The organism is Obesumbacterium proteus, assembly GCF_001586165.1.
Lineage (GTDB): Bacteria > Pseudomonadota > Gammaproteobacteria > Enterobacterales > Enterobacteriaceae > Hafnia > Hafnia protea.
On the sequence record NZ_CP014608.1, the window covers coordinates 3,313,137 to 3,336,501 of the forward strand.

Sequence of the window (23,365 nt, forward strand, 5' to 3'; positions counted from 1 at the left end):
TATAACAGACATAATCTATTGTTTTTCAGCAACGCAATATTGTTTATCCAGAATGCGCAGGAAGGGCAGATACAGCATGGCGCCAATCAGAAGGTTGACGATTTGCATCAAGCTGCCGCTGATATGACCGGTGACGATAAACCCGCTGATGACCGGCGGTAGAGTCCAAGGAATAAACACGCCGGTGGTAACGGCAACCATGCCGATTTTCATGGCGATGTATTGAACGGTCACCAGAACCAAGGGAACCAAATTAAACGGGATCAGCATGATCGGGTTCATGATGATAGGCAGGCCAAACAGGATCGGCTCATTGATGTTAAATACCGAGGCACCAGCACCTAATCGTGCAACCTCACGCATACTTTTGCTGCGGGCAAAGAAGAGCATGGCGATGACCAGCGAGAGCGTAGCCCCCGCGCCGCCCATCCAGACCATATCGAAAAACTGCTCGGTAATAATGTGCGGTGGTGTGACACCAGCCTGAATGGCCGCAATGTTGTCGGTTTGGTTTTCCATCCATAGTGGACGAATAATGCCGTTCACCATTGAACCGGAGTTAATCCCAACCGACCATAGAATGGTGATCGAAAGTACCGTTAGCAGCGCGCCAACATAGGAGGTGCCAAAATGGCGCACCGGCGTAGCAACTACTTGATAGATGAACTGATGAATGGTTTCGTAATGGGTGTGTTCGAAAACGATGCGAATGGCCAATACCAGTACGATCACAACCAGCGCTGGTATCAACGCCGCGAAGGACTCTTGTACCGCCGGTGGTACACCTTCCGGCATTTTGATCACCAGCTTTTTGCGCTTTAAGAAGCAAAACAGCTCGGTCCATAACAGCGAACCGATCATGGCGACAAACAGTCCTTTACTGCCGATCCACTCGGTGGGAACCACGGTAATATTGCCGAGCGCCTCTACCTTAACGAATGGCGTTAGGATGAGGAAAGATACCAGTGCCAAAATGCCGCAAGACACGCGGTCTTCTTCATAGTGTTCCGCTAGCCGATAGGCGACCAGAAAACTGATAAACAACGACATGGTTGAGAAGACGGCGTTAAACGGGATTTCAACGATGTTGCTCCACGTTGCGCCAAACATGCCGGTTATAAACTGTTGATAGCTTTGGCTGGGAAATGACGAAATGATCAGTAAAACGGAGCCGACAATGATAAATGGCATGAATGAAACGTAAGCGCCACGTATCGCACACAGATGCCGCTGCTGCGCAGCTTTAGCCGCCAGTGGCATCAGTTTCGCCTCAAGAAATCCTAAAACGTTGCTCATAGAGAACTCCGTAAATTGCTTTTTAATGATGAAGTAACGGGATCTTAATGCGGCGATTATGTGTGAATGAGGTGATGATAAAGTTGCGTTAGTTCACAATGTGACGGTTACAACAAACAAGTCTCACATGATTGGATATCATTAATTCGATTGTTAGAGGAGATCTGAAATGGAAATTAAGCTACACGCTAACGCGACAACAACTCCCAGAGTTCGACGGTATATCCAGCAGTCTGATAAGAGCGATAGGGTGCTAGCACAGGAGCTTGGTATTTCAGTGGCGACGGTGCGTCGCTGGCGGCAGCGGCAAAGCGTTGCCGATCAACATACGGCACCGAAAACGGTTCACAAGGTACTTAGACCAGAGCAAAGCATGCTGATCAACTGGCTGAGACAAAAACTGATGATCCCACTCGATGAGCTGGTCACGTTGGTTAATTCAGGGATGCAGCAAAGTGTTTCGCGCGCGGGTTTAGACCGCTATATGCGGCGTGCAGAATTAGCACACATGAACGTATTGGAGGCGCGAGAGCTGCGCGGCAAGAAAGCCGTTAAGGCCGGTATGAACGTGGGGAAGCTGCGTTTATTCTATCAGCGCGTGAGTTTGCTCCCTGAAGACGGCGGTGAACATCATATTCTGTGGGCGCAAGAGGAAGTAAGCGGCTGGATGGCAGCACGCGCTTACGCAGGCGCCTCGCCAACGCTGGTGGTGCATTGGCTGGAAGCGATGATGAAAATTACTCCAGGTGCTATACAATCTGTTGAGACTGAAAATAAGAAGCTGTTTGGCAATGAATTGTCACCCGATCATCCATTACAGCAGTGGAGCGCAGAACATGGGCTACCATTGACGCTAAGAGCAAGCGACACCGCGGATATTACGCTACGACTGGAGTGTTTCTTAAGTGAGCTCATTCCTGCCGTCGGGGATATTGGCCTTGATAGTTATTTGCAGCAGATACGCGAACAGTACAATCAGCACTGGCCACAGAAAAAACTCGGTGGTTTGACGCCGGAGGCATTTTGGCGGGAGTTTGCGCAGTAATGAGTTGCTGGGAATGAAAAAGCCCTAAGCGGTTACCAGTTTTACTGATAGCACGCTTAGGGCTTTAAGCTTATCCACGCAATCTAAACCGCATTAGATATTGCGTGAGTTTAGCGCTGGCTTAGTCACACTGAACTTTAATAGCCAAGCCGCCACGCGAAGTTTCACGATATTTCGCGTTCATATCTTTACCGGTTTCGTACATGGTTTCGATGACTTTATCCAACGAAACACGTGGTTCTGAGGTACGTTGCAGCGCCATACGTGAAGAGTTGATGGCTTTCACCGAAGCAATGGCGTTACGTTCAATGCAAGGCACTTGTACCTGACCCGCAACAGGGTCGCAGGTTAAGCCCAAGTTGTGTTCCATGCCAATTTCTGCCGCGATACACACTTGCTCGGGGCTGCCGCCCATCAATTCTGTCAGACCAGCCGCCGCCATCGAGCAGGCTACACCGACCTCACCCTGACAACCGACTTCAGCGCCGGAGATTGACGCATTCATTTTGTACAGTGCGCCAACTGCACCGGAGGCCAAGAAGTAACGCACGAAAACGTCTGGTGTAACGGGTTCGATAAAGTGGTCATAGTAGGCCAATACGGCAGGGACAATGCCACAAGCACCGTTGGTTGGCGCAGTAACGACACGGCCACCGGCGGCGTTTTCTTCGTTAACCGCTAAGGCAAACATGTTCACCCAGTCGATTACCGTCATTGGATCTTTATCGTATTTGTCGGTGGTGACGAGCATACGGCGTAACGCTGATGCACGGCGCGGTACTCGCAGTGGGCCAGGCAGAAGACCTTCGGTGTTCAAACCACGGTCGATACAAGCCTGCATGGTTGCCCACACGTCGCCAAAATAGGCATAAACTTCATCTTTAGTATGCAGGGCAAGTTCGTTTTGCATGACAAGACCGCTAATAGACAGTCCTGTTTCTTTGCAATGATCCAGCAGCTCCTGCGCAGAGTGGAACGGGTAAGGTACGGTCACGCCGCCCGCGCTATCTTTACCAAAGTGCTCTTCGTCAACGATGAAGCCGCCGCCGATAGAATAATAGGTTTTGCTATACAGCAATTTTTCGCCGGCAAATGCATGAATTTGCATGCCGTTTTCATGCAGCGATAGGTTATCGCTACGGAAGTTCATCCCGCCTTCGCGTGGGAAATCAACCTCATGCTGGCCATGAGCCAACAGCAGGCGCTGACGTTGCTCTACGTCGCGAATAAAACCCGGAATTGCATCAATATCCACGGTATCAGGCATGTTGCCTGCGAGTCCCATGATGATAGCAATATCAGTGTGATGGCCTTTACCGGTGAGGGAGAGAGAACCATATACATCGACGGAAATGCGCGTGACAGAAGGTAGCAACCCTTTATCAATCAGATCGTCGACAAACTGTTTGCCGGCTTTCATCGGGCCCACGGTATGTGAACTGGAAGGGCCGATACCGATCTTAAACATGTCGAAAACGCTAATCACGTTGGGACTCCTTAGTAGACATTGCTTTCAGAAACACGTAACCGCGCTTCGTGAAAAACTGTCTTTATATAAAAGTTATTATACCCGTCATACTTCAAGCTGCTTACGTGTTGGCTGCACCGGTTCACCCCAGTCACTTACTTGAGTAAGCTCCGGGGGACTCACAGGTTTGCCGCCTTCAAGCAACTTGAATTATTTTGGGTATAGACTGCGGAAAACGGATTTGCCACCGTTAGTCCGTGGTGTTTTTTCTGGTGCTGTTTGCTCTAACGTTCAATGCGCTTGCTGCCGTGGAAGCAGTTTCACATTATAAAATTTAATGTAAGAATTCGCATATTGCTCACGCCATGACTAAAGCGCGCCAACAATAGCCGAACTTAACCGGTGACGCACGTGCAATCCTTCAATTTATCTACAACAAACGCAAAAAAATCGATTAACCCTACATCGGGTGAGGTTTGTACGCCGATTTATGCGACAAATAACCAGCGCTTGATCGGCATTTTCCTACCTGTGAAAAGATAATCTGACGGAAATATCTGTCACTACAAACAGGCTAATTCATAGTGTCTTATCTATGATATTGCGACATATGCCAGATAAATCAAGTAATGGGCTACGAATTTACCCGTATTTACCAAGGTTTATAGGGTTTACTTTAGCGGATAACAGAAAAAAGAGAGTGATAGGGATCGAGGAATCTCTAATCCATTGAGATAAGGAGATAAACAAACCCTATTGTTGAGATATCGGATTAGTTTGATTGATGCCAAATCAAGACGCGGCTAAACGTGGGTCTGCTGAGCCAGTCGGCGAATAATAGCGGCCGTCATGCCCCAAACAAAAAAATGCTCATACCAAGATAGGTAGACTCGATGGTGATGTCCGGCACGGTGGATATCTAGCGGGTGATAGCGGGAAAGGGCGAGCGCTTCACGCAGCGGCATTTCGAAGACGGCAGAAACTTCGTCCTCACTGGCGATAGGCGTGATACTGGGAGGCAAAAGTCCAACCACGGGAGTAACCCGAAAGCCAGTGATGCTATCTACTGCCGGTAGCTGTCCGATAATGTGAACGCTCTCGGGAGGTAGCGCGATCTCTTCCTGAGCCTCGCGTAATGCCGTCGCAATCAAAGAGGCGTCGGTGGCATCAGCGGCACCTCCCGGAAAAGCCACCTGCCCAGCATGTTTACGCAGATGGCTTGAACGCTGAGTTAGCAACAGCGTCGGCTGCGGGCGATTAACGATGGGGATCAGAACCGCGGCTTGGCGCAGATTATGACCTTCATTGGTTTGGATGGGGGCCTGCAACTGAAAGCGCGCCACAAACTCGGTGAGTTCAGGAGAAAGCTGCATCATGCTGACACCTCGACGTCGCCAAGGATCGGCAATATTTTCCCCACTTTGTCGAAGGTTTCTTGGTATTCCGCATCGACCTGACTGTCAGCGACAATGCCACCGCCGGCCCAGCAATGTATCTTGCCATTCTCGGCCAACAGCGTGCGTATGGTAATGCTGGTATCCATATTCCCGCAGCAGCTCATGTAGCCAATACTGCCGCAGTAAACATTACGTCGCTGAGGCTCCAGTTCTTCAATTATCTGCATGGCGCGAATTTTAGGAGCTCCGGTAATTGAGCCGCCGGGAAAGCACGCGCGCAGCAGATCGGTCGCATCGAGATTATTCGGCAGCGTTGCGGTGATTGTGCTGACCAAATGATGTACCGCAGGGAAGGGTTCCACAACAAACAGCTCTGGAACGCGCACGCTGCCAGCCTGAGCGACGCGTCCGACATCATTGCGCATGAGATCGACAATCATCAGGTTTTCAGCCTGATCCTTGCGTGAATTTGCCAGCTTTTTAGCCTGTAATTTGTCTGCAATAGGATCGGCTAAACGTGGCAGCGTACCTTTGATCGGGCGCGTTGAGATGTTTTTTTGTTCAAGTTGCAAGAATCGCTCAGGTGATACGCTTAAAATGGCGCTTTCAGGTAAGCGCACAAACGCCGAAAACGGGGCTTTATTTTGCTCATTCAAACGTAAAAAAGCCTGCCATTCATCGCCTTGATAACTAGCGCTAAAACGCTGGGTTAAATTAATCTGATAGCAGTCACCCGCATGCAGATAATCATGAATGCGGGCAAATCGCTGGCTGTATTCTTCTTGGGTTAAATTAGCTTGCCAGGAGGAGGTTAACTGGAAGCGAGAAGGCTGCGACGTTGCTACCTGTTCGGTCAGCCATGTGAGGCGTGCTTGGGCGTTGCCGTGCACGATTAAGGTTAAGCGTTTTAATCGGTGGTCCGCAATCAGTGCCCAATCATAAATTCCCACCGCCATATCTGGCGTTGATAAATCGGCATCGGCCTGTTCAGGTAGGGTTTCGAAGCGTCGTCCAAGATCGTAACCCCATAGACCGACGGCACCGCCGCAAAACGGGGTGTCGGCTTGTTCTGACATCGTTGGAAGCAGACGCGATAATTCTGCTTGAACCAAGCGCAGCGGATCTTGCTCGCTATAACGAACATTGCCGTTTTCGGCGATGACGGTTTGATGCCCTCGGGTGGTTAAGGTGAGCAAAGGCTGGGCGACTAAGATATCAAATCGATTATGGGGATGATTAGCGCCGCCGGAATACAGCAGCATTGCCCAAGGTTGTTGCGCGAGCGGAGCAAAATAATCCAACAGGGCATCCGGTGTATAGTCTAAATCAATACGCGATAGTGCAGCAGGTGAAGAGGTTATGGCAGTCATGGACGAGAGATCACTTTTATAGGTATGCAGATATTTTGGTTCAACGTCGATGTTGATATGACAAAGATAAGACTAACATAAATTGCAGGCAAGATTAGCGGATAAATGCCCCTGCATTATCTAGGCTTGTGCGAGGTTTGCGGCTATACTCTTGCCCCCGTATTACCATTCAGCAGCAGGAGTTATTGATGAACAGCGGAATGCCAGCGTTATCACATACAGAACAGCAAGAGGCTGCCGATCGCATTCATAAACTGATGGAGCAAGGGATGAGCAGCGGCGAAGCCATTGCTTTAGTCGCAGCGGAAATCCGTGCAAACCATACTGGCGACCATATCAAAGTCTCATTTGATGATGAAGATGAAAACGAAAACGAAAGTCAAAACGAAGAATAGTCAGTAATGAAGCGGCGCGGAGAGTTTCCGCGCCCTGATGTTTTATCCTTTCACTACCACACAACCGCTGACTTGCTTGGCAAGTGCAATCGCTTTATCAATCGTCTCTTCATACGCCAACGCAACGCCTAAACGGCGGGTGCCGTCGATTTCTGGTTTGCCAAACAATCTTAACTGCGTTTGTGGTTTCAGAGCCTGTTTCACGTTTTCGAACACAACATCGTTGCTGTGCAAACGAGGCAGGATCACCGCAGAGGCGCTGGGGCCAAATTGACGAATATTACCGATAGGTAATCCAAGAAATGCGCGAACGTGCAGCGCAAATTCTGACAGATCCTGAGAAATCAGCGTCACCATGCCAGTATCGTGTGGACGCGGAGAGACTTCGCTGAAAATGACATCGTCGCCACAAACAAATAGCTCAACGCCAAATAGTCCATAGCCGCCCAGAGCCGTGACGACTTTACCTGCGATCTCCTGAGCCTTTGCGAGCGCGATGTCGCTCATCGCCTGAGGCTGCCATGATTCGCGGTAGTCGCCGTCTTGTTGGCGATGGCCAATTGGTGCACAGAAATGCAATCCATCACAGGCATTAATGGTGAGTAGGGTGATCTCAAAATCAAACTTTACCAGACCTTCAACAATCACTTTCCCTTGACCCGAACGGCCACCTGACTGGGCATATTGCCAAGCGCTGGCCATTTCATCGGCGTGGCGGATCAAGCTTTGACCTTTACCGGATGAGCTCATAACGGGTTTGATGATGCACGGCAGACCAATTTCTTGCGTAGCAGCATTGAATTCCGCTTCTGTCTCAGCAAAACGGTAGGATGATGTTGGCAGTTCCAGCGTTTCAGCCGCCAAGCGGCGGATGCCTTCGCGATTCATGGTGAGCTGGGTCGCTCGCGCACAAGGAACGACTTTTTGCCCATCATTCTCCAACGCAACCAGCATAGATGTAGCGATGGCTTCAATTTCTGGCACGATAAAATCTGGGCGTTCACGCTCGACCAGCTCTTTGAGGGCCTCTGCGTCTAGCATGTTTATCACATAGCTACGGTGGGCAACCTGCATGGCGGGCGCATCGGCATAACGGTCGACGGCGATAACCTCAATGCCTAAACGCTGGCATTCGATAGCCACTTCTTTACCTAATTCACCGGATCCTAACAGCATAACGCGAGTGGCGTGTGGGCGGAGTGCAGTTCCAATCGACAACATAATCATCATCCTATGAGCTGGTCAAAAATCGGTTGCAGTATATACGAAAACGTTTGCGTGTCAGCAATTCGATTTTATTTACAGCGTGAAAATATAGGTGCGGTTGGGATAAGTGGCCGTAAGTACGGTGAACTTGATAAGCGAGTTTACGGGTGTTCAACACGTATAGAGAGCTCATTATCTGTAATGAAAATCGATACTTTGGGATTAAACGGCTGGCTGATATAGGTATAGGACCCAAAAATACGCCGGTAAGTGCGATCTGTTGATGGCCGGTTGATTAACTAAAATTTATTTATATGATAAATATATTGTATGATAAATCTAGTTGTCGGCGGGGTAGGATCCCTACCGAGTACTGAAGGTTGAACAATTAAAACAGCAATAACCGTGCGGCAGGAGGGTTAGCGCGGTGTGGTGTAGGGGAAAGTGAACTATGAGTGCGACGTGTGTTGTTGAGACTGAAATAAAAGAAGACCACTGGTACAGAATTGCTGAGGAAATGCTAAGTCAGGCCGGAATTACAATAAACGGGACTCAGCCGCAGGATATTCGCGTCAAAAACCCAGAGTTCTTTCATCGTGTGTTGCAAGAGGGCTCTTTGGGGCTTGGTGAAAGTTATATGGACGGCTGGTGGGAATGCGATCGTTTAGATATCTTTTTCCAAATGATCCTAGCCGCTGAGTTGGATACGCATTTGCCGAAACATTTCAGCGATATCGTGCGAATTGCCTCGGCTCGTATTTTTAATTATCAAACGCGGAAACGTGCATGGATCGTGGGAAAAGAGCACTACGATTTGGGTAACGACCTGTTTAGCCGAATGCTCGATCCGTATATGCAATATTCCTGCGCTTATTGGAAAGATGCTGAAACGCTGGAGCAGGCGCAGCAGGCAAAACTGCGGATGATCTGCGAAAAACTGCAGTTGAAACCCGGAATGAGCTTATTGGACATCGGCTGTGGCTGGGGAGGACTGTCACAGTTTGCGGCGAAAGAGTACGGCGTATCGGTGAAAGGCGTGACAATTTCCGCTGAGCAGCAAAAAATGGCGCAAGAACGCTGTGCAGGCTTAGATGTCGAGATTTTGCTACAGGACTATCGCGACTTAAATGAAAAATTTGACCGTATTGTTTCTGTTGGGATGTTTGAACACGTGGGGCCGAAAAACTACCGCACCTATTTCGAAGTGGTGGCGCGTAATTTAAAACCCGACGGCCTTTTCTTGCTCCACACCATTGGTTCGAACCAGACCGATTTGAACGTTGATCCGTGGATCAATAAGTACATCTTCCCGAATGGCTGTTTGCCATCGGTGGCGCATATTGCCTCAAAAAGTGAGGATTTGTTCGTGCTGGAAGATTGGCATAATTTTGGCGTCGATTATGACCGCACATTGATGGCGTGGTTTGAGGCCTTCCAAAACAGCTGGCCGGAAATTAAAGACAACTATAGCGATCGTTTCTACCGCATGTTCACTTATTACCTTAATGCGTGTGCAGGGGCGTTTCGGGCAAGAAACATCCAACTTTGGCAAGTCCTTCTGAGTCCTAAAGGCGTGGAAGGTGGGATTCGTGTCCCTCGCTGATAATGTAATCATGAGGGTTCCGCAGTTTCGATTGTGGAACCTGAGTTTGTTATATATTCATGTAATAAAAAGACGATAGCTATGTGCTGTTTATTTCAGGCTGTTATTTCGTGTTTTTCCAGTTTGTTTTATGGACAGTGAAGTTATATTTGTGATGCATGTCGCTATTTTATTTATGAATGCTTTTGCGTATTAATAAAAAATAATGTAAGCATTTTGTATTTTTTACTGTGTTGATTAATAACAGTTTATTTTTTAGTTGCCGATTATTATATCGGCTAATATTTGTCAATATATAGAAATATAACAGACTGTACGTACAGTATTTATAAACGAACCTATTCGCCACGAAATATTTGCGCTGAGCTTCAAACTATGCGTTAATACTGACGCCTGAAATGCTAACGTAATCACATCGCTTTTGTTCGTAAAATGATTCGGTTTATATTTATGCTTATTCTTAAATGGGCGTTTAATTAACCGAGGTTAGGATACGGCTCGTTCGAGTTATGTTGGTAAGCAGGTCTACCATGCCTAATGGCAAGTAATTTTAAGTAAAGGAAAGTTAAATGAGCAAGAAAACTGGTCACGTTAAATGGTTCAACGAAAGCAAAGGATTTGGCTTCATCACTCCAGCTGATGGCTCCAAAGATGTGTTCGTCCATTTCTCTGCCATCAAGAGTGACGGCTTCAAAACTCTGGCTGAAGGCCAGCAGGTAGAATTCGCCATTCAGGACAGCCCACGTGGCCCGTCTGCGGCTGATGTTATTGCGCTGTAATTAAGCTGATACTATCATGCTGACAAAACCCGCCGCGTGCGGGTTTTTTGCATTTTAGCCTCAGAATGGATAGAAACAAGCAATGACTAATGAAAACATAACCTTCCAGCTCGCCGAACCGCAGCATCTTGCGATGTTAGCCGAAGTGGAACGCCTCGCCGCCGCACAGTTTCCCGCTGACCGACTCCCAGAATCTCTTCGCAATGCCACGCTGTCCGACGAGCGCTTGTTGCTGGCACAACAGGCACAAAGCCTGTGGGTAGCCATCCGCAATGAGAAACCTATTGGTTTTGCCATGCTTGAGGTCATCGGTGAATTTGCTCATTTAGCCGAGGTTAATGTGCTACCTGCATTTAGCCAGCGCGGAATTGGGCACTATTTAGTTGATCATGCTTTAGTTGCCGCTCGCCAGCGTGGCTTCAGCGGGGTAGGACTGACAACGTTTCTAGATTTACCTTGGAATGCGCCTTTCTATCAGAAAGTCGGCTTCACGCTGGTGGGGGATGAACAATTTCCCTTCTTAGAACGCGCGTTGTTGGAAGAACGTCACGCAGGGCTTATTCAACGTGTGGCAATGTTCTACTATTTCTAACTCTGAATATTGCTTTTAATCGTTGTCAATTTTGCAGAAAGAGATAAAAATAAATATACTGATATTATATACAGTGTTGTGGAGTGGTTTATGAGTGTTGAAATTCAGTACGTGGTAGTACATGATGGAGTAGCAAAAATGACCTTTGCCAGTAAGAAAGAAGCCGATGCTTACGATAAGATGCTGGATCTGGCTGATAACCTAGGGGAGTGGCTGGCGGATTCACCCGTTGACTTAGAAGACAGCGTTTTGGAATCGCTCAGTTTTTATCTTGCAGAGCATAAAGATCAGCTTTCATTGCTGCTGCGAGGCAACTCTCTTGAATCGCTAAAAGCAGGCGATGAAGAAAAAAGTGCACCTAAAAAGGTAAAAGTTGCGATTGATAACGCCGCCTAGTGTTTTAGTTCACATATTATTTACTTTTCTGGATCTAGAATGAAACGTGAGATAACATTTTACCGTCGTTTTGAAGCTGACATTTTGTCAGGTAAGAAAACCATCACTATCCGTGATAGTAGCGAATCTCACTTTGAGAAAGGCGAGTTGCTCAGCGTGAGCCGTTACGAAGACGGGGTCTATTTCTGCACTATCGAAGTTGAGAGTGTAACCCCCGTGTTGATGAGTGAACTGACAGAGCTTCATGCGGCGCAAGAGAATATGACACTGGACGAGCTGAAGCAGGTTATCAGCGAGATTTATCCAGGGCTTAATGAACTGTATGTGATTAGTTTCCACATACGTTAGCGCGCTTTGCCGTGTTCAGACACACAGAGCGTGCGTTCATATCATGGAATAGCCATCGGTTGCAGGGAGGATCTCTGCGCCAAAGCTAAATGAGGATTGAAAATGAACAAAATTACGTTAGGTGTGGCTGGATTGGTGTTGGCGCTTTCAATCGGTGTTGCTCAAGCGCAACAAAGCGAGCAGCGTGTGGTTAAGATTGCTAATTGTGAGCAAACCACGGCAGCTCAGCTGTCTACGATGGTGAAGAACGACTTCTTACAAAACCGGATCCCTCGCTGGACTGATGATAAAACCCTGCTGGGAACAAGTACGCCAGTCGTGTGGGTGAATCAGGATCAGATTACCCAAAAGGGAAATGACTGGGTGCTTCAGCTAACCGTGCGCGGTACCAAAGTCGACAAAAACTATACCGTTAACGTTGATTGCAAAGCTGGCAAACTCGAATATTCCCGCCCACAATAAAGCTTATTTTTTGTATTGCCCAAAACCTCTTTATTAAACTTAAAGAGGTTTTAAATTTTCTTTTTAGGAAAAACCACAAAATTCATATGTATTAGTCTTAGTTATAAATCTTATTTCTATTAAATTATTCTCGTTATTGTGCCCATTCCATGATTTTAAAATCCTAAGCGCAAAGAAACATTTTTGACTATAAAGTTTGCATCAATGAAAATCTTGAGCTAGGAATTTGACTTAGTTTGGTGTCATAGCCTGAAAATTTTGTTTATGAGGATAAAAGTGCTAACTTGTGTGTTTCTCACTTGAGAGAATATAATGTAAAATAGTTTTACGATAAAGCTTATCTTTTTGAAATTTAAGGTTTATTGAGATATCTTCTCGCTTTGCATAGTGTAATTTATCTCTCGATGTCATGGGCGTGAATGCAATCGCGCATACAAACATGTTTTATTTTACGACTAATGTGACGTTAGGTAGCTTTAGGTCGCTATTTTAATGTACAAACCCGCTGGTAGCCTGCAGGAATATTGACTATTTCTTCAGGATTGCAATTTAAGTGTTTTGAGATTAGCGAATTCTAATCTGAATGCAGTTAAATCAAGCATCATTTTATTAATAATTAGATAACAAAATGAATAATAAGCACTATAATATTTTGGGTGTTTTAGACCAGAGTGTTTCTCCTTTGGAATTAGAGATGGCATTGCAAACAGCGTTGCAATCGGCCTTCACTGAGCATGAGTTTTATTTAGACTATCAAGCACAATGCAATATTAATGGCTCATTATTAGGTGCTGAGGCTTTAGTTCGTTGGCGTCATCCTCAGCAGGGGACACTTTTACCCTATGATTTTTTGGACTCTTTAGAACGTTTTGGTTTGATGCATGCATTGAATCTTTGGATTGCTGATAATGTCTGCCAACTGTTGCAGCGTGTTCACCGCGAAATATCCCCTGATTTAATATTGTCATTCAATTTGCCATTAGCTCAACTTTACACGACGGAGTTCAGTGAACAGATTGGTAATGTTTTACAGCGCTATGATATTCCAGCAAATAGATTAGTCATTGAACTACTCGGTGATAATGATTTGTTTAGCGATCCGTTGGTCATGACGGAATTACATAAACTGCGTGCGTTAGGTTGTGGTTTGTCGGTTGATCATTTTGGAGATAACTATCAATTACTTTCCTTGCTAGCTGATTTGCCGTTAACTCAGATCAAAATTCCTGGCGAGCTGATCCATGCGATGCAAAACCCCGATGCCTGCATGTTGGTAGAGCACCTTATTTTGATCGCCAATGCGTTGAATATGAACGTTATAGCGGAGCATGTTGAAACCGAAGAGCAGTTTAAGGCGTTAGAGGCGCTAGGCTGCCCAGCGTTGCAAGGCTACTATCTTTTTAGCCCAATGAATGAAAAAAACTTTTTTATTGTATGTAAACAGCTTACCGAGATCCGCAGGTCGTATAATAATGTAGAGAGAGAAGAGTTATCTCCTATCGACTACAAGCGTTAAATATTGTCCTTTCGTGAGTTATCACGGGGATAGCGCGATTAAGTTACGATGCATCAGATTACAGGCGGTAAGCGTAGACAATGAATAAAGCACCGATTGCAGCAAAACACCCGCACTTCATGGAAATGCATGGCGATACACGAATCGATAATTACTATTGGCTGCGTGACGATGAACGCAGCAACGAAGCAGTTCTAAGCTATCTTGAAGCTGAAAACGCCTACACTCAGGCCAGCATGCGCGGTGAAGAGGAACTTCGAGAGCAACTGTTTAATGAAATGGTTGAGCGTATTCCTCAAGAAGATGAATCTGTGCCTTATCAACGCAACGGCTACCGATACCAGTCGCGATATAAACCTGAACAGGAATATGCGCTGTATGTCAGACAAAAAGCGGATGCGACTGATAACAGTGACTGGGAATTGCTTGTTGATAGCAATGAGCGCGCTCAGGGACATGATTTTTACGCTCTGGGCGGCATTGAGGTGAGTCCCGACAATCAGTTGATGGCTATCGCTGAGGATTTTCTCTCTCGCCGCCAGTATGACATTCGCATTAAACGCCTAAGCGATCACAGTTGGTATGACGAAGTTCTGGAGAATACGGCAGGGCACTTCGAGTGGACTAATGACTCCACCACGCTCTATTACGTTCGCAAACATCCTCAGACGTTGCTGCCTTATCAGGTTTATCGCCATCGTTTAGGGACATCGGTTGCTGAAGACCAACTGATCTATGAAGAATCTGACGATACTTTCTACGTTGGCCTAGAGAAGACCATCTCTAACAAATATATTCTGATTCATATTTCGAGCACCACAACCTCTGAAATTTTGATGTTGGATGCTGACGACAACAATGCGGATCCAGAAATATTTTTAGCGCGTCGTCGCGACCACGAATATAGCCTAGATCACTATCGCGATACCTTTTACATCCGGTCTAATAAAGACGGGAAAAATTTCGGCCTTTATCAATCGACCTCGAGTCAGGAACAAATCTGGCAGGCGATTATCGCCGCACGCGACGATGTCATGCTTGAAGGCTTTAGCCTATTTAAAGACTGGCTGGTGGTCGAGGAGCGTGAGCAGGGATTAACGAATCTGCGTCAGATAAATTGGCAAACCGGCGAAGAGAAACATATTCGTTTCGATGACCCAACCTATATGACTTGGCTGTCGTTTAATCCAGAACCTGATACCGCGCTGTTACGCTACGGTTATTCTTCCATGACCACGCCAAGCTCGGTATTCCAGATCAATATGGATACCGACGAGCGCACGTTGCTTAAGCAGCAAGAAGTAAAAAACTTTGATACTGGCGCATACCGCAGTGAGCGGTTATGGGTGACGGCTCATGACGGCGTGAAAGTGCCGGTTTCCATCGTTTATCGACAGGATCTCTTCAGCGCTGGGCACAACCCTGTATTGGTTTATGGCTATGGTTCCTATGGCAGCAGCATGGATCCTGCTTTCAGTGTTAGTCGCTTAAGCTTGCTCGATCGTGGATTTGTATTTGCTCTGGCCCATATTCGCGGCGGCGCGGATCTGGGGCAACAGTGGTATGAAGATGGCAAACTGCTTCACAAGCAAAATACCTTTAGTGATTTTATTAGCGTTACCCAGTATCTCGTTGATGAGAAGTATGCTGATGCCAAACAGGTGTATGCCATGGGAGGCAGCACAGGGGGGTTGCTGATGGGGGCGGTTGTGAATCAGGCTCCCCATTTGTATCACGGTATCGTAGCTCAGGTGCCATTTGTGGATGTTGTGACTACGATGCTTGATGAGTCTATTCCGCTGACCACGGGGGAATACGACGAATGGGGTAATCCTAATGATGCTGAGTATTACCACTACATCAAGCAGTACAGCCCTTATGATCAGGTGAAGGAGCAGGATTACCCGCATATGCTGGTGACTACTGGGCTACATGATTCTCAGGTGCAATACTGGGAGCCTGCGAAATGGGTGGCGAAACTGCGTGAGATGAAAACGGATGATAACCAGCTGCTACTCTATACCGATATGGATGCTGGGCATGGTGGTAAATCAGGGCGCTTCAAAGCCTATGAAGATATTGCGTTAGAATATGCCTTTATTCTGGCATTAGCCGGTATTCATCAGTAAATTTTAAGGCCTATGCTTGTGAGCGTGATATCGCTTACGGCATGGGTTTTTTGTCTTTTTCTTCTCTTCGCAAGGATCCCCAATGCCTTTTATCCAAGTAAACGACCGTCAAATGCACTATATCGATCGCGGTGAAGGTTTTGCTCTGCTTCTTGGTCATAGCTATATGTTTGACTCCAACATGTGGGCGCCACAAATCGAGGCACTGAGCCAACATTTTCGCGTGATAGCGCCCGATTTATGGGGACATGGAAAGTCAGATCCACTGCCGGAATCACGACGTTCTCTGAAAGATTTAGCTAGCGATCACTTAGCGCTCATGGATGCATTGGATATTAATGAGTTTGCTGTCGTCGGACTGTCTGTTGGCGGAATGTGGGGCGTGGAGTTAGCCGCGATGGTTCCGGAACGCGTGCGAGCGCTGGTGTTAATGGATACCTTTGTTGGATTGGAGCCTGAAGTCACATTCAAGAAATATGACGCGATGCTAAATGCGATAGATGCGGCTGGAAAAGTGCCAGCTGCGTTAGTTGAACAAATCGCGCCAATGTTTTTCCGCCGTGAGCCGCAGCCCCAGTTGTTGGAAGCATTATCTGAACACCTAAGCAATCTACCTGAATCCGTTTTACGCCAAAGTATTGTACCGCTTGGTCGCATGATCTTCGGCCGCGGCGATAGCTGCCCGTTGCTGGAAGAGCTCAAGATGCCCGCACTGGTGATTACCGGCGAACAAGATGCGCCTAGGCCGCCGTTAGAAGGCTACCTCATGGCTGAAATGTTGAATTGTAAGCAGCTAGTTGTGCCTCAGGCTGGGCATATTTGTACGCTTGAACAGCCCGAGTGGGTCAACGAAGCCTTGCTGAGTTTCCTCATGCCGATTGTTAGACGATAGGGACACTGTAATAGGCCAGTCAACGCGGGTGATTTGATACCGTGTGGTATCGTTCTACGCAGTTTAAGTAGCGCAGTACAAAATAAATGAACAACGCGCCAGCTGAGTCTGGCGCGTTATTGTTTAAGCAAAACCAATAAAGAAACCTGCAATGGTGGCACTCATTAAGTTCGAAAGGGTGGCAGCAGCCAGCGCACGCAGTCCCAACTGAGCAATTTCAGATGCACGCTGTGGTGCAATGGCAGAAAATGCGCCTACCACTACGCCAATAGAACCAAAGTTTGCAAAACCACACAGCGCAAACGAGACGATGGCAATAGTCTTAGTATCCAACATACTCCCAGCCTGTAGGTAAGGGGAGAAAATGAGATAAGCGACAAACTCGTTAATTGCTAATTTCTGTCCGATCAGGCTTCCTGCAAGCGATGCATCTCCCCAGTCGACGCCCATCAGCCATGCTAGCGGTGCTAAAATATAACCAAAGATACCTTCAAGCGTGGCATGGCCAAAGCCAAACCAGCCACCAATTCCGCCAATAATGCCGTTGATGAGTGCAATAATAGCCACAAACGCCATGACGACCGTTGCTACACCAGCGGCAATTTTCATCCCAGCAATGGCACCTGCTGCAATAGCCTCGATAAAGCTTTTGGGCGGTGTTTCAGTAAATGAAAGATTATTAAAGTCGATCTGAGAGGCTTCTGTCGCGGGGCTCAGAATACGGGCAAACAAAATGCCTCCGGGGATCGCCATCAAAGATGCAGCTAGAAGGTAATCAATTGGTACGCCTAATCCGGCATAGCCAATCATCGTCGAGCCAGCGATGGAGGCCATACCGCTACAAATGACGGTAAACAGTTCATTGCGATTTAGGCGGTCAATAAACGGTTTTACAATTGCAGGCGTTTCATTTTGTCCAAGAAAAATCGTTGTTACGGCGACGAAGGACTCGATCTTACTAATGTTAAGTGCTTTCTGAAAAATCCCGCCTAAGATGCGAATCAATATTCCCATTACACCAATATAATAAAGCAGGCTGACTAACGCGGTGATAAAAATAATCGCTGGTAAGACACGAAAGGCAAAAATAAAACCAGATCCGTCAAACAACTTATCCATTTTTGGCCCAACTAATGAGCCAAAAATAAATGCACTGCCTGCATCACTATAAAGCATGACTTTATGTATACCGAATGCGGCCTGCTCTGCTAACCATTTTCCGGGTGGGAAATAGAGCATTGCGCCGCCGATCAATATTTGTAATATTAGCGCCGCGCCAACGGTGCGAATACTAATGTTCTTTTTATTTACTGATAGCAAAAATGCAATAACTAACAGTACCACCATACCTAGAATGCTTCTCATCGTATCCATTATGAATACCTTTTATAAACGTCTTATGGTATGACTGATGTTAATAGGCAACAATGTGTTGCCTATTAAGATTAGATAGACAAAGTATTTATATACCGTATGCCAATAGCAAATTAAGTTATATTGAGAAAAACAAATTCATCTCGACAAACTTACGTAAGCCTGACGTGCTGGTGTGCGAATATGGCTTAATAATAATATTGCTTTGGATACTGTCGGTATAATACACGCCTCAAAAATGACTCATCAGCAGGGGTTAAATATACATCCGAACGCACTCTTCTACTAAGTCCCAGAACCACTTGGTATCAATGGTCATGCCAACCTTGGTATTAGGCTGTTTTCCGGTTACGCCAAGTTCATCACACACTGTACGCCCGTAGCATGGGCCGTTGTTCACATCGATTTCAACATACATATCCTGCATTTTAAAGGCGTCTGGATTGATGAGATAGCCAATGCAGGTTGCATCGTGCACGGGGCCGCCAGCCAAACCATAATTCTCATATTGTGTTTTAAGCGTAAAGCTCATGATGTCGCTGAACAATTCACCTGCCGGGCCACCCACTTTTTTCATTCTGGAAATGACATCCGCAGTACAGGTCGTCTGGTTGGTTAAATCTAACCCCATCATGACCAGCGGAACTCCGGAGGTAAATACTACGTGCGCAGCTTCTGGGTCGGCATAAATATTGAACTCAGCTGAAGGTGTGAAATTCCCTGTGCCATAGGCACCACCCATTAATACAATTTCACGAATCTTGGGCAAAATAGCGGGTTGCATACGCATCGCAACGGCAATATTGGTTAATGGACCAACGGGGACTAACGTGATGTCACCATCGCTGTTCATTAGTGTGTCAATAATATATTGAATGGCATGCTTGCTTTCGGCTTTGCGAACTAATGGTGCAAATATCGGCCCGTCCAATCCGCTCTCACCATGGATATTGTCAGCCACAATTTGCTCACGCATAATGGGCTTTGGCATACCGGCATGAATAGGGACATTAATATCCAGTTTCTGACACACGTTCAATCCATTGACGAGTGTTTTATTCAGCGTTTGGTTTCCTGCAACAATGGTTATTCCAAGTAAATCAATGGCTGGATGTCTTGCGGCTAGCATAATAGCAATTGCATCGTCATGGCCTGGATCGCAATCGAGTATGATTTTTCTTTTTTTCATTGTTATATCCTCTTTTTTATTAAAAATAATTTATTATCAATTTAATATGCTCAGGTATGTTTATTCGCAGCGTTTGAAGCATAACAATAGAAAACGTATATTAAATATGAGAAATCTCATATCGGGGGATGGCGATGAAGGAAGTCTTGGACACGAGTCTGAAACACCAACTGCTGGAGGCTACGGGCTATAGCCAAAATTTTTCTATTGATGTTGTGGGTAATACAAAGCTGTTCCATGTGCTGGCAGGTGATTTTATTGTCAAAGAAGGTCATCCTCCGAGCTATCTGTTTTACCTTGCACAGGGGAGGGCTAAGCTGTATTCAACGCTGGCGAATGGTCGCGTGTCGTTGATCGATTTCTTTGCAGCGCCTTGTTTTATTGGAGAAATTGAGCTGGTTGATATGGATCACGAGCCACGCGCCGTTCAGGCTATCGAGGCGTGTTGGTGCCTTGCTTTACCAATAAAACAGTTTCGTGCTCCGCTTTTAAATGACGCTACTTTTTTACGTAATCTTTGCGTTGCGCTCAGTAAAAAAAATTACCGCAACATTATTTCGCTGACGCAAAACCAATCATTCCCTCTGATTAATCGCTTGGCCGCGTTTATTTTATTAACTCAGCATTGTGATGTGTATCGCGAAAAGCATACTTCTGTGGCGGAGTATATGGGCGTTTCATACCGTCACCTACTGTATGTGATCGCTCAATTCACGCAGGATGGGGTGCTGATTAAGCAGAAAGCAGGATACATTATTACGAACAAAAGCGCCTTGACCGCACTAGCGCTTGAGATGGCACCAGACAGCGCATTTGATGAGTTGTAATATGTGTTGGCGAGAAACAAGAAAGGGGCCATAAGGCCCCTTTATGCATTCACATATAGCTAAATTCGTTAATTAACGAATTAGAACTGGTAAACAACACCCAGTGCTACGATGTCATCAGTGTTGATGCCAGCGTTGTTAGTGAAGCGGTTGTCATCCAGCAGGTTGATTTTGTAATCAACGTAGGTAGACATGTTTTTGTTGAAGTAGTAAGTCGCGCCGACATCAACGTATTTAACCAGATCCTGATCGCCGTAACCATTGCCGATGTCTTTACCTTTTGATTGCAGGTAAGCAACGGATGGACGCAGACCGAAGTCGAACTGGTACTGTGCTACGATTTCAATGTTCTGGGATTTGTTAGCAAAGTCGTAAACTGCATCTGCTTTGTTAGAGGAGAAATCACCGAAACGGTTAGCGTTATAAGCCTGAGTATACATAGCGGCTAAATAAACGTTGTTAGCATCGTATTTCAGACCACCGGTGTAGATGTCTGCTTTATCGCCGTGACCATAGTCTAAACGGTTCTGTTCGTTGGTACGGTCAGATGAAGAGTACGCTGCTGCTGCGCTAACGCCCCAGCCCAGATCGTAGGACAGAGACATACCGTAGCCGTCACCGTTCTGGCCTTGTACTGAACGACCATTGTTGGACTCTTCAGCGCTGTCGTTTTTGCCTTGATACTGCAGAGCAAAGTTCAGACCGTCGACCATACCGAAGAAGTCGGTGTTACGGTAGGTCAGCATGCCGTTACCGCGTTGGAACAGGAAGTTGTCCGCACCGTAGGTATCGCCACCGAACTCTGGCAGCACGTCAGTCCAAGAACCAACATCATAGATCACACCGTAGTTACGGCCGTAATCCAAAGAACCGAACTCAGCAAATTTCAAACCAGCGAAGCCAACACGGGTAAAGTTGTTGTTATCTTGGCTTTCTGCATGGTTCAGGTTTGCTTGATATTCCCACTGGCCATAGCCGGTCAGCTGGTCGTTAATCTGAGTTTCACCTTTGAAGCCGAAACGAACGTAAGACTGATCGCCGTCTGAACCGTTGTCGTCTGAGAAGTAGTGCAGTCCATCTAATTTACCGAACAGATCCAGCTTGTTGCCGTCTTTGTTGTAGATTTCTGCAGCGTTAGCTGCGCCTGCGACTAAAAGTGCAGGGATGATTACTGCCAGCAGATTACGTTTCACTATGATATTCCTTCTTAGTTTTTTGACCGGCCAAGGTCAGTTATATGTGCCACTGCTTATTTATGTTTTTTTACACTCGCTGTGTGAACTTAAGTGCGTGCCATCAGTCAAAGTTCACGACACAAGCATAGCTTAATAATATGTTTAATGCGCTATAAATAAAAAGTGCCTATGCGACGTTTATTTATTTTTTATGGTAATTAAATGTATTGAAATGTAAATGAAGCAAAGATAAATATACAAACCTGCTGCAGAGTGACCAATTTTTCCCCGAAAAAAGATACCCTTAAGTGATAATTAACCATCCGAATTTTTTTGTCTGTTTTATAAGAAATCGCTCACCACACAAATTGCAAATTACAATGAAGAATATGATGTATAATTAAATCTCATCATTGTTACTGCATTTTTTTACTGTGTCTTAAGATTCTTTTTACACCGAACCTTTATTTAAGGTTCGGTTTTTTTTATCTTTAAACTTATAAAAGTCTATATTTATCAGTGTGTTGTGTGTTTTATTTGTGCGCTTGTTTTCACTTTCTCTATTATGGAAAAAGTTGGGGAATAGGCTATAATAAGAAATTACTTGTCAAATAATGCCGTTCTTAAATCGATTTTTAGCTATTTGTGCGATTTCTCTTTACGCCCCTCATCGTTATTTCATATGTCTATTCCGATAGACGCCTCATACCGTTTTTTGGCTATTCATGCTTAAAATAATAAACAGCACATATAGTCAAGAATTAACAGATTTTGAGCGTTGCTGTTTATTAAATATGAGGTGGTGCGTTGACTGCCTTGGGTGAAAATAATCGAGCGCAGATCTGTGACTGATACGCTGATATCAATGGGGCTTATTGGCTGTTAAACGATCTATTGAAGTATCAGCAGATATATATATACGAAGCGGATGAGAAGCGAAGCACTGTCGCAATATTATTCGTGAGCAGCTGATTTTTGCCACTCATGTTTTCTGGGGAATGACCTAATTTAGGCAATAAAAAACCCGCCGTGAGCGGGTTTAAGATACGAGATACGTTTACTGATTAATCACCATCTGGATGTGCGCGTTTTGCTCTCTTTTCCGCGCGTTTCTCTGCAGGGCTCTTCAACGGTTTCTTCTTCGCATTCTTTTTGCTATCCATTCCCTTACTCATTTTGGCCTCTCTTAACCGTAGTTAGGTTGGTATGCCCGTTAACTAAAGCTCTCTACGGCCAAACTTGCAAGCGACATTTTGTATAGATAGTTCAACGCAATGATTTATATGGTTTTATTAATCGGTGTTGATGAATAGGAAAAGTATGTCAGTAAGTCGTTTATTGCATAGTTGAAAAACGTGAACATCTGGTTGTGATTTTGTTGCTGACTTCATGGCAATACGCGAAGGGAAAATGTAAGATAAAAATCAATATGCTAGCGTATTTGGCGACTTTACCTAAAAGCTTCCATCCAATCGCGAACGTCACCAATGCGCTAACCTGCGACTTATAAAAGGAATGCGACTCTATGAAAATGCTAAAGACAGCTCAATTTCATCTATCTATTATCGGCGCCGCGCTGCTACTGGGCGTTTCGTCTCAGGTATTTGCCCATGCGCATCTCACCGAACAAACTCCAGAGGCCAAAAGCCAAGTGAGTGCACCATCTGAACTGACGTTCGTCTTTAGTGAAGGTATTGAAACGGGTTTTAGCAAAGTCACGGTAGTCGGGCCTGAAAATCAACCGATTGCAACAGGCAAGTTATCCGTAGCGGGTAATGATAAAACGCATGTTTCTGTTCCTTTCACCCAGCCCTTGAACAAAGGTGAATACGCGGTGAGCTGGAACGTTGTCTCCGTCGATGGACATAAAACTAAGGGCCAGTACACCTTCTCGGTTAAATAAGGC

At 45.9% G+C, this 23,365-nt stretch carries 21 protein-coding genes; 13 read left to right on the top strand and 8 right to left on the bottom strand.

Going from position 1 to position 23,365, the window contains the following annotated elements; genetic code table 11:
- Positions 1 to 15: 15 nt before the first annotated feature.
- Entirely contained in the window at positions 16 to 1,296 is a 1,281-nt protein-coding gene (gene celB, locus DSM2777_RS15795; RefSeq protein ID WP_061554501.1) for a PTS cellobiose transporter subunit IIC, read from the bottom strand.
- Positions 1,297 to 1,465: 169 nt separating this feature from the next.
- Here celB and DSM2777_RS15800 point away from each other — a divergent pair, with 169 nt between their 5' ends.
- Entirely contained in the window at positions 1,466 to 2,341 is an 876-nt protein-coding gene (locus tag DSM2777_RS15800; RefSeq protein WP_061554502.1) for a hypothetical protein, read from the top strand.
- 121 nt (positions 2,342 to 2,462) lie between these two features.
- Here the strand turns inward: DSM2777_RS15800 and sdaA are convergent, their stop codons facing one another.
- The 3 genes from sdaA to pabB form a co-directional block, all read right to left on the bottom strand.
- The gene (gene sdaA, locus DSM2777_RS15805) at positions 2,463 to 3,827 is read right to left on the bottom strand and encodes an L-serine ammonia-lyase (protein ID WP_025796805.1); all 1,365 of its coding nucleotides are present in this window, start codon (positions 3,825 to 3,827) and stop codon (positions 2,463 to 2,465) included.
- 785 nt (positions 3,828 to 4,612) lie between these two features.
- Positions 4,613 to 5,185 (bottom strand): CoA pyrophosphatase, encoded by a 573-nt coding sequence (locus DSM2777_RS15810; RefSeq protein WP_046457020.1) that lies wholly within the window; start codon positions 5,183 to 5,185, stop codon positions 4,613 to 4,615.
- A complete protein-coding gene (gene pabB / locus DSM2777_RS15815) occupies positions 5,182 to 6,576 on the bottom strand; it encodes an aminodeoxychorismate synthase component 1 (RefSeq protein ID WP_061554503.1) in 1,395 nt (464 codons plus the stop codon). Before pabB ends, DSM2777_RS15810 begins: the two co-directional genes overlap by 4 nt.
- Before the next feature lie 188 nt (positions 6,577 to 6,764).
- Here pabB and DSM2777_RS15820 point away from each other — a divergent pair, with 188 nt between their 5' ends.
- Positions 6,765 to 6,971 (top strand): YoaH family protein, encoded by a 207-nt coding sequence (locus tag DSM2777_RS15820; RefSeq protein WP_046457022.1) that lies wholly within the window; start codon positions 6,765 to 6,767, stop codon positions 6,969 to 6,971.
- A gap of 42 nt (positions 6,972 to 7,013) precedes the next feature.
- Here DSM2777_RS15820 and purT read toward each other — a convergent pair whose 3' ends face one another.
- On the bottom strand, positions 7,014 to 8,192 hold the full coding sequence (gene purT / locus DSM2777_RS15825) for a formate-dependent phosphoribosylglycinamide formyltransferase (protein ID WP_046457023.1): 1,179 nt from the start codon (positions 8,190 to 8,192) through the stop codon (positions 7,014 to 7,016).
- 436 nt (positions 8,193 to 8,628) lie between these two features.
- Here purT and cfa point away from each other — a divergent pair, with 436 nt between their 5' ends.
- From cfa to DSM2777_RS15870, 9 genes are all read left to right on the top strand, one after another.
- Positions 8,629 to 9,780: a cyclopropane fatty acyl phospholipid synthase gene (gene cfa, locus DSM2777_RS15830; protein ID WP_046457024.1), complete on the top strand. Its 1,152-nt coding sequence runs from the start codon at positions 8,629 to 8,631 to the stop codon at positions 9,778 to 9,780.
- Positions 9,781 to 10,349: 569 nt separating this feature from the next.
- The gene (gene cspE / locus DSM2777_RS15835) at positions 10,350 to 10,559 is read left to right on the top strand and encodes a transcription antiterminator/RNA stability regulator CspE (RefSeq protein ID WP_004094959.1); all 210 of its coding nucleotides are present in this window, start codon (positions 10,350 to 10,352) and stop codon (positions 10,557 to 10,559) included.
- 82 nt (positions 10,560 to 10,641) lie between these two features.
- Positions 10,642 to 11,151, top strand: coding sequence for a GNAT family N-acetyltransferase (locus DSM2777_RS15840; protein WP_046457025.1), 510 nt, complete (start codon positions 10,642 to 10,644; stop codon positions 11,149 to 11,151).
- Positions 11,152 to 11,241: 90 nt separating this feature from the next.
- On the top strand, positions 11,242 to 11,547 hold the full coding sequence (locus DSM2777_RS15845; protein WP_061554504.1) for a YebG family protein: 306 nt from the start codon (positions 11,242 to 11,244) through the stop codon (positions 11,545 to 11,547).
- A gap of 39 nt (positions 11,548 to 11,586) precedes the next feature.
- Positions 11,587 to 11,895, top strand: coding sequence for a N(4)-acetylcytidine aminohydrolase (yqfB, locus tag DSM2777_RS15850; protein WP_040044868.1), 309 nt, complete (start codon positions 11,587 to 11,589; stop codon positions 11,893 to 11,895).
- Between the two features lie 102 nt (positions 11,896 to 11,997).
- Positions 11,998 to 12,357 (top strand): protein YebF, encoded by a 360-nt coding sequence (gene yebF / locus DSM2777_RS15855; RefSeq protein WP_061554505.1) that lies wholly within the window; start codon positions 11,998 to 12,000, stop codon positions 12,355 to 12,357.
- A 628-nt stretch (positions 12,358 to 12,985) separates the two neighbouring features.
- Positions 12,986 to 13,873 (top strand): EAL domain-containing protein, encoded by an 888-nt coding sequence (locus DSM2777_RS15860; RefSeq protein ID WP_046457028.1) that lies wholly within the window; start codon positions 12,986 to 12,988, stop codon positions 13,871 to 13,873.
- Between the two features lie 80 nt (positions 13,874 to 13,953).
- Positions 13,954 to 16,002 (top strand): S9 family peptidase, encoded by a 2,049-nt coding sequence (locus DSM2777_RS15865; protein ID WP_061554506.1) that lies wholly within the window; start codon positions 13,954 to 13,956, stop codon positions 16,000 to 16,002.
- A gap of 82 nt (positions 16,003 to 16,084) precedes the next feature.
- Complete coding sequence (locus DSM2777_RS15870) at positions 16,085 to 16,894, top strand: alpha/beta fold hydrolase (RefSeq protein WP_061554507.1); 810 nt, start codon at positions 16,085 to 16,087, stop codon at positions 16,892 to 16,894.
- A gap of 123 nt (positions 16,895 to 17,017) precedes the next feature.
- On the opposite strand, the gene DSM2777_RS15875 is transcribed toward DSM2777_RS15870, so the two are convergent.
- Together DSM2777_RS15875 and rihB are read right to left on the bottom strand one after the other, a co-directional pair.
- A complete protein-coding gene (locus tag DSM2777_RS15875) occupies positions 17,018 to 18,268 on the bottom strand; it encodes a NupC/NupG family nucleoside CNT transporter (RefSeq protein WP_061554508.1) in 1,251 nt (416 codons plus the stop codon).
- 256 nt (positions 18,269 to 18,524) lie between these two features.
- Entirely contained in the window at positions 18,525 to 19,457 is a 933-nt protein-coding gene (gene rihB / locus DSM2777_RS15880) for a ribosylpyrimidine nucleosidase (RefSeq protein ID WP_061554509.1), read from the bottom strand.
- A 134-nt stretch (positions 19,458 to 19,591) separates the two neighbouring features.
- Here rihB and yeiL point away from each other — a divergent pair, with 134 nt between their 5' ends.
- Positions 19,592 to 20,284 carry a transcriptional regulator YeiL gene (gene yeiL / locus DSM2777_RS15885; protein ID WP_061554510.1) on the top strand — a complete coding sequence of 231 codons (693 nt, stop codon included), beginning with the start codon at positions 19,592 to 19,594 and terminating at the stop codon, positions 20,282 to 20,284.
- Between the two features lie 80 nt (positions 20,285 to 20,364).
- Here the strand turns inward: yeiL and ompC are convergent, their stop codons facing one another.
- Positions 20,365 to 21,477 carry a porin OmpC gene (ompC, locus tag DSM2777_RS15890; protein WP_061554511.1) on the bottom strand — a complete coding sequence of 371 codons (1,113 nt, stop codon included), beginning with the start codon at positions 21,475 to 21,477 and terminating at the stop codon, positions 20,365 to 20,367.
- A gap of 1,507 nt (positions 21,478 to 22,984) precedes the next feature.
- Here ompC and copC point away from each other — a divergent pair.
- Positions 22,985 to 23,362, top strand: coding sequence for a copper homeostasis periplasmic binding protein CopC (gene copC / locus DSM2777_RS15895; RefSeq protein WP_061554512.1), 378 nt, complete (start codon positions 22,985 to 22,987; stop codon positions 23,360 to 23,362).
- Positions 23,363 to 23,365: the final 3 nt, after the last annotated feature.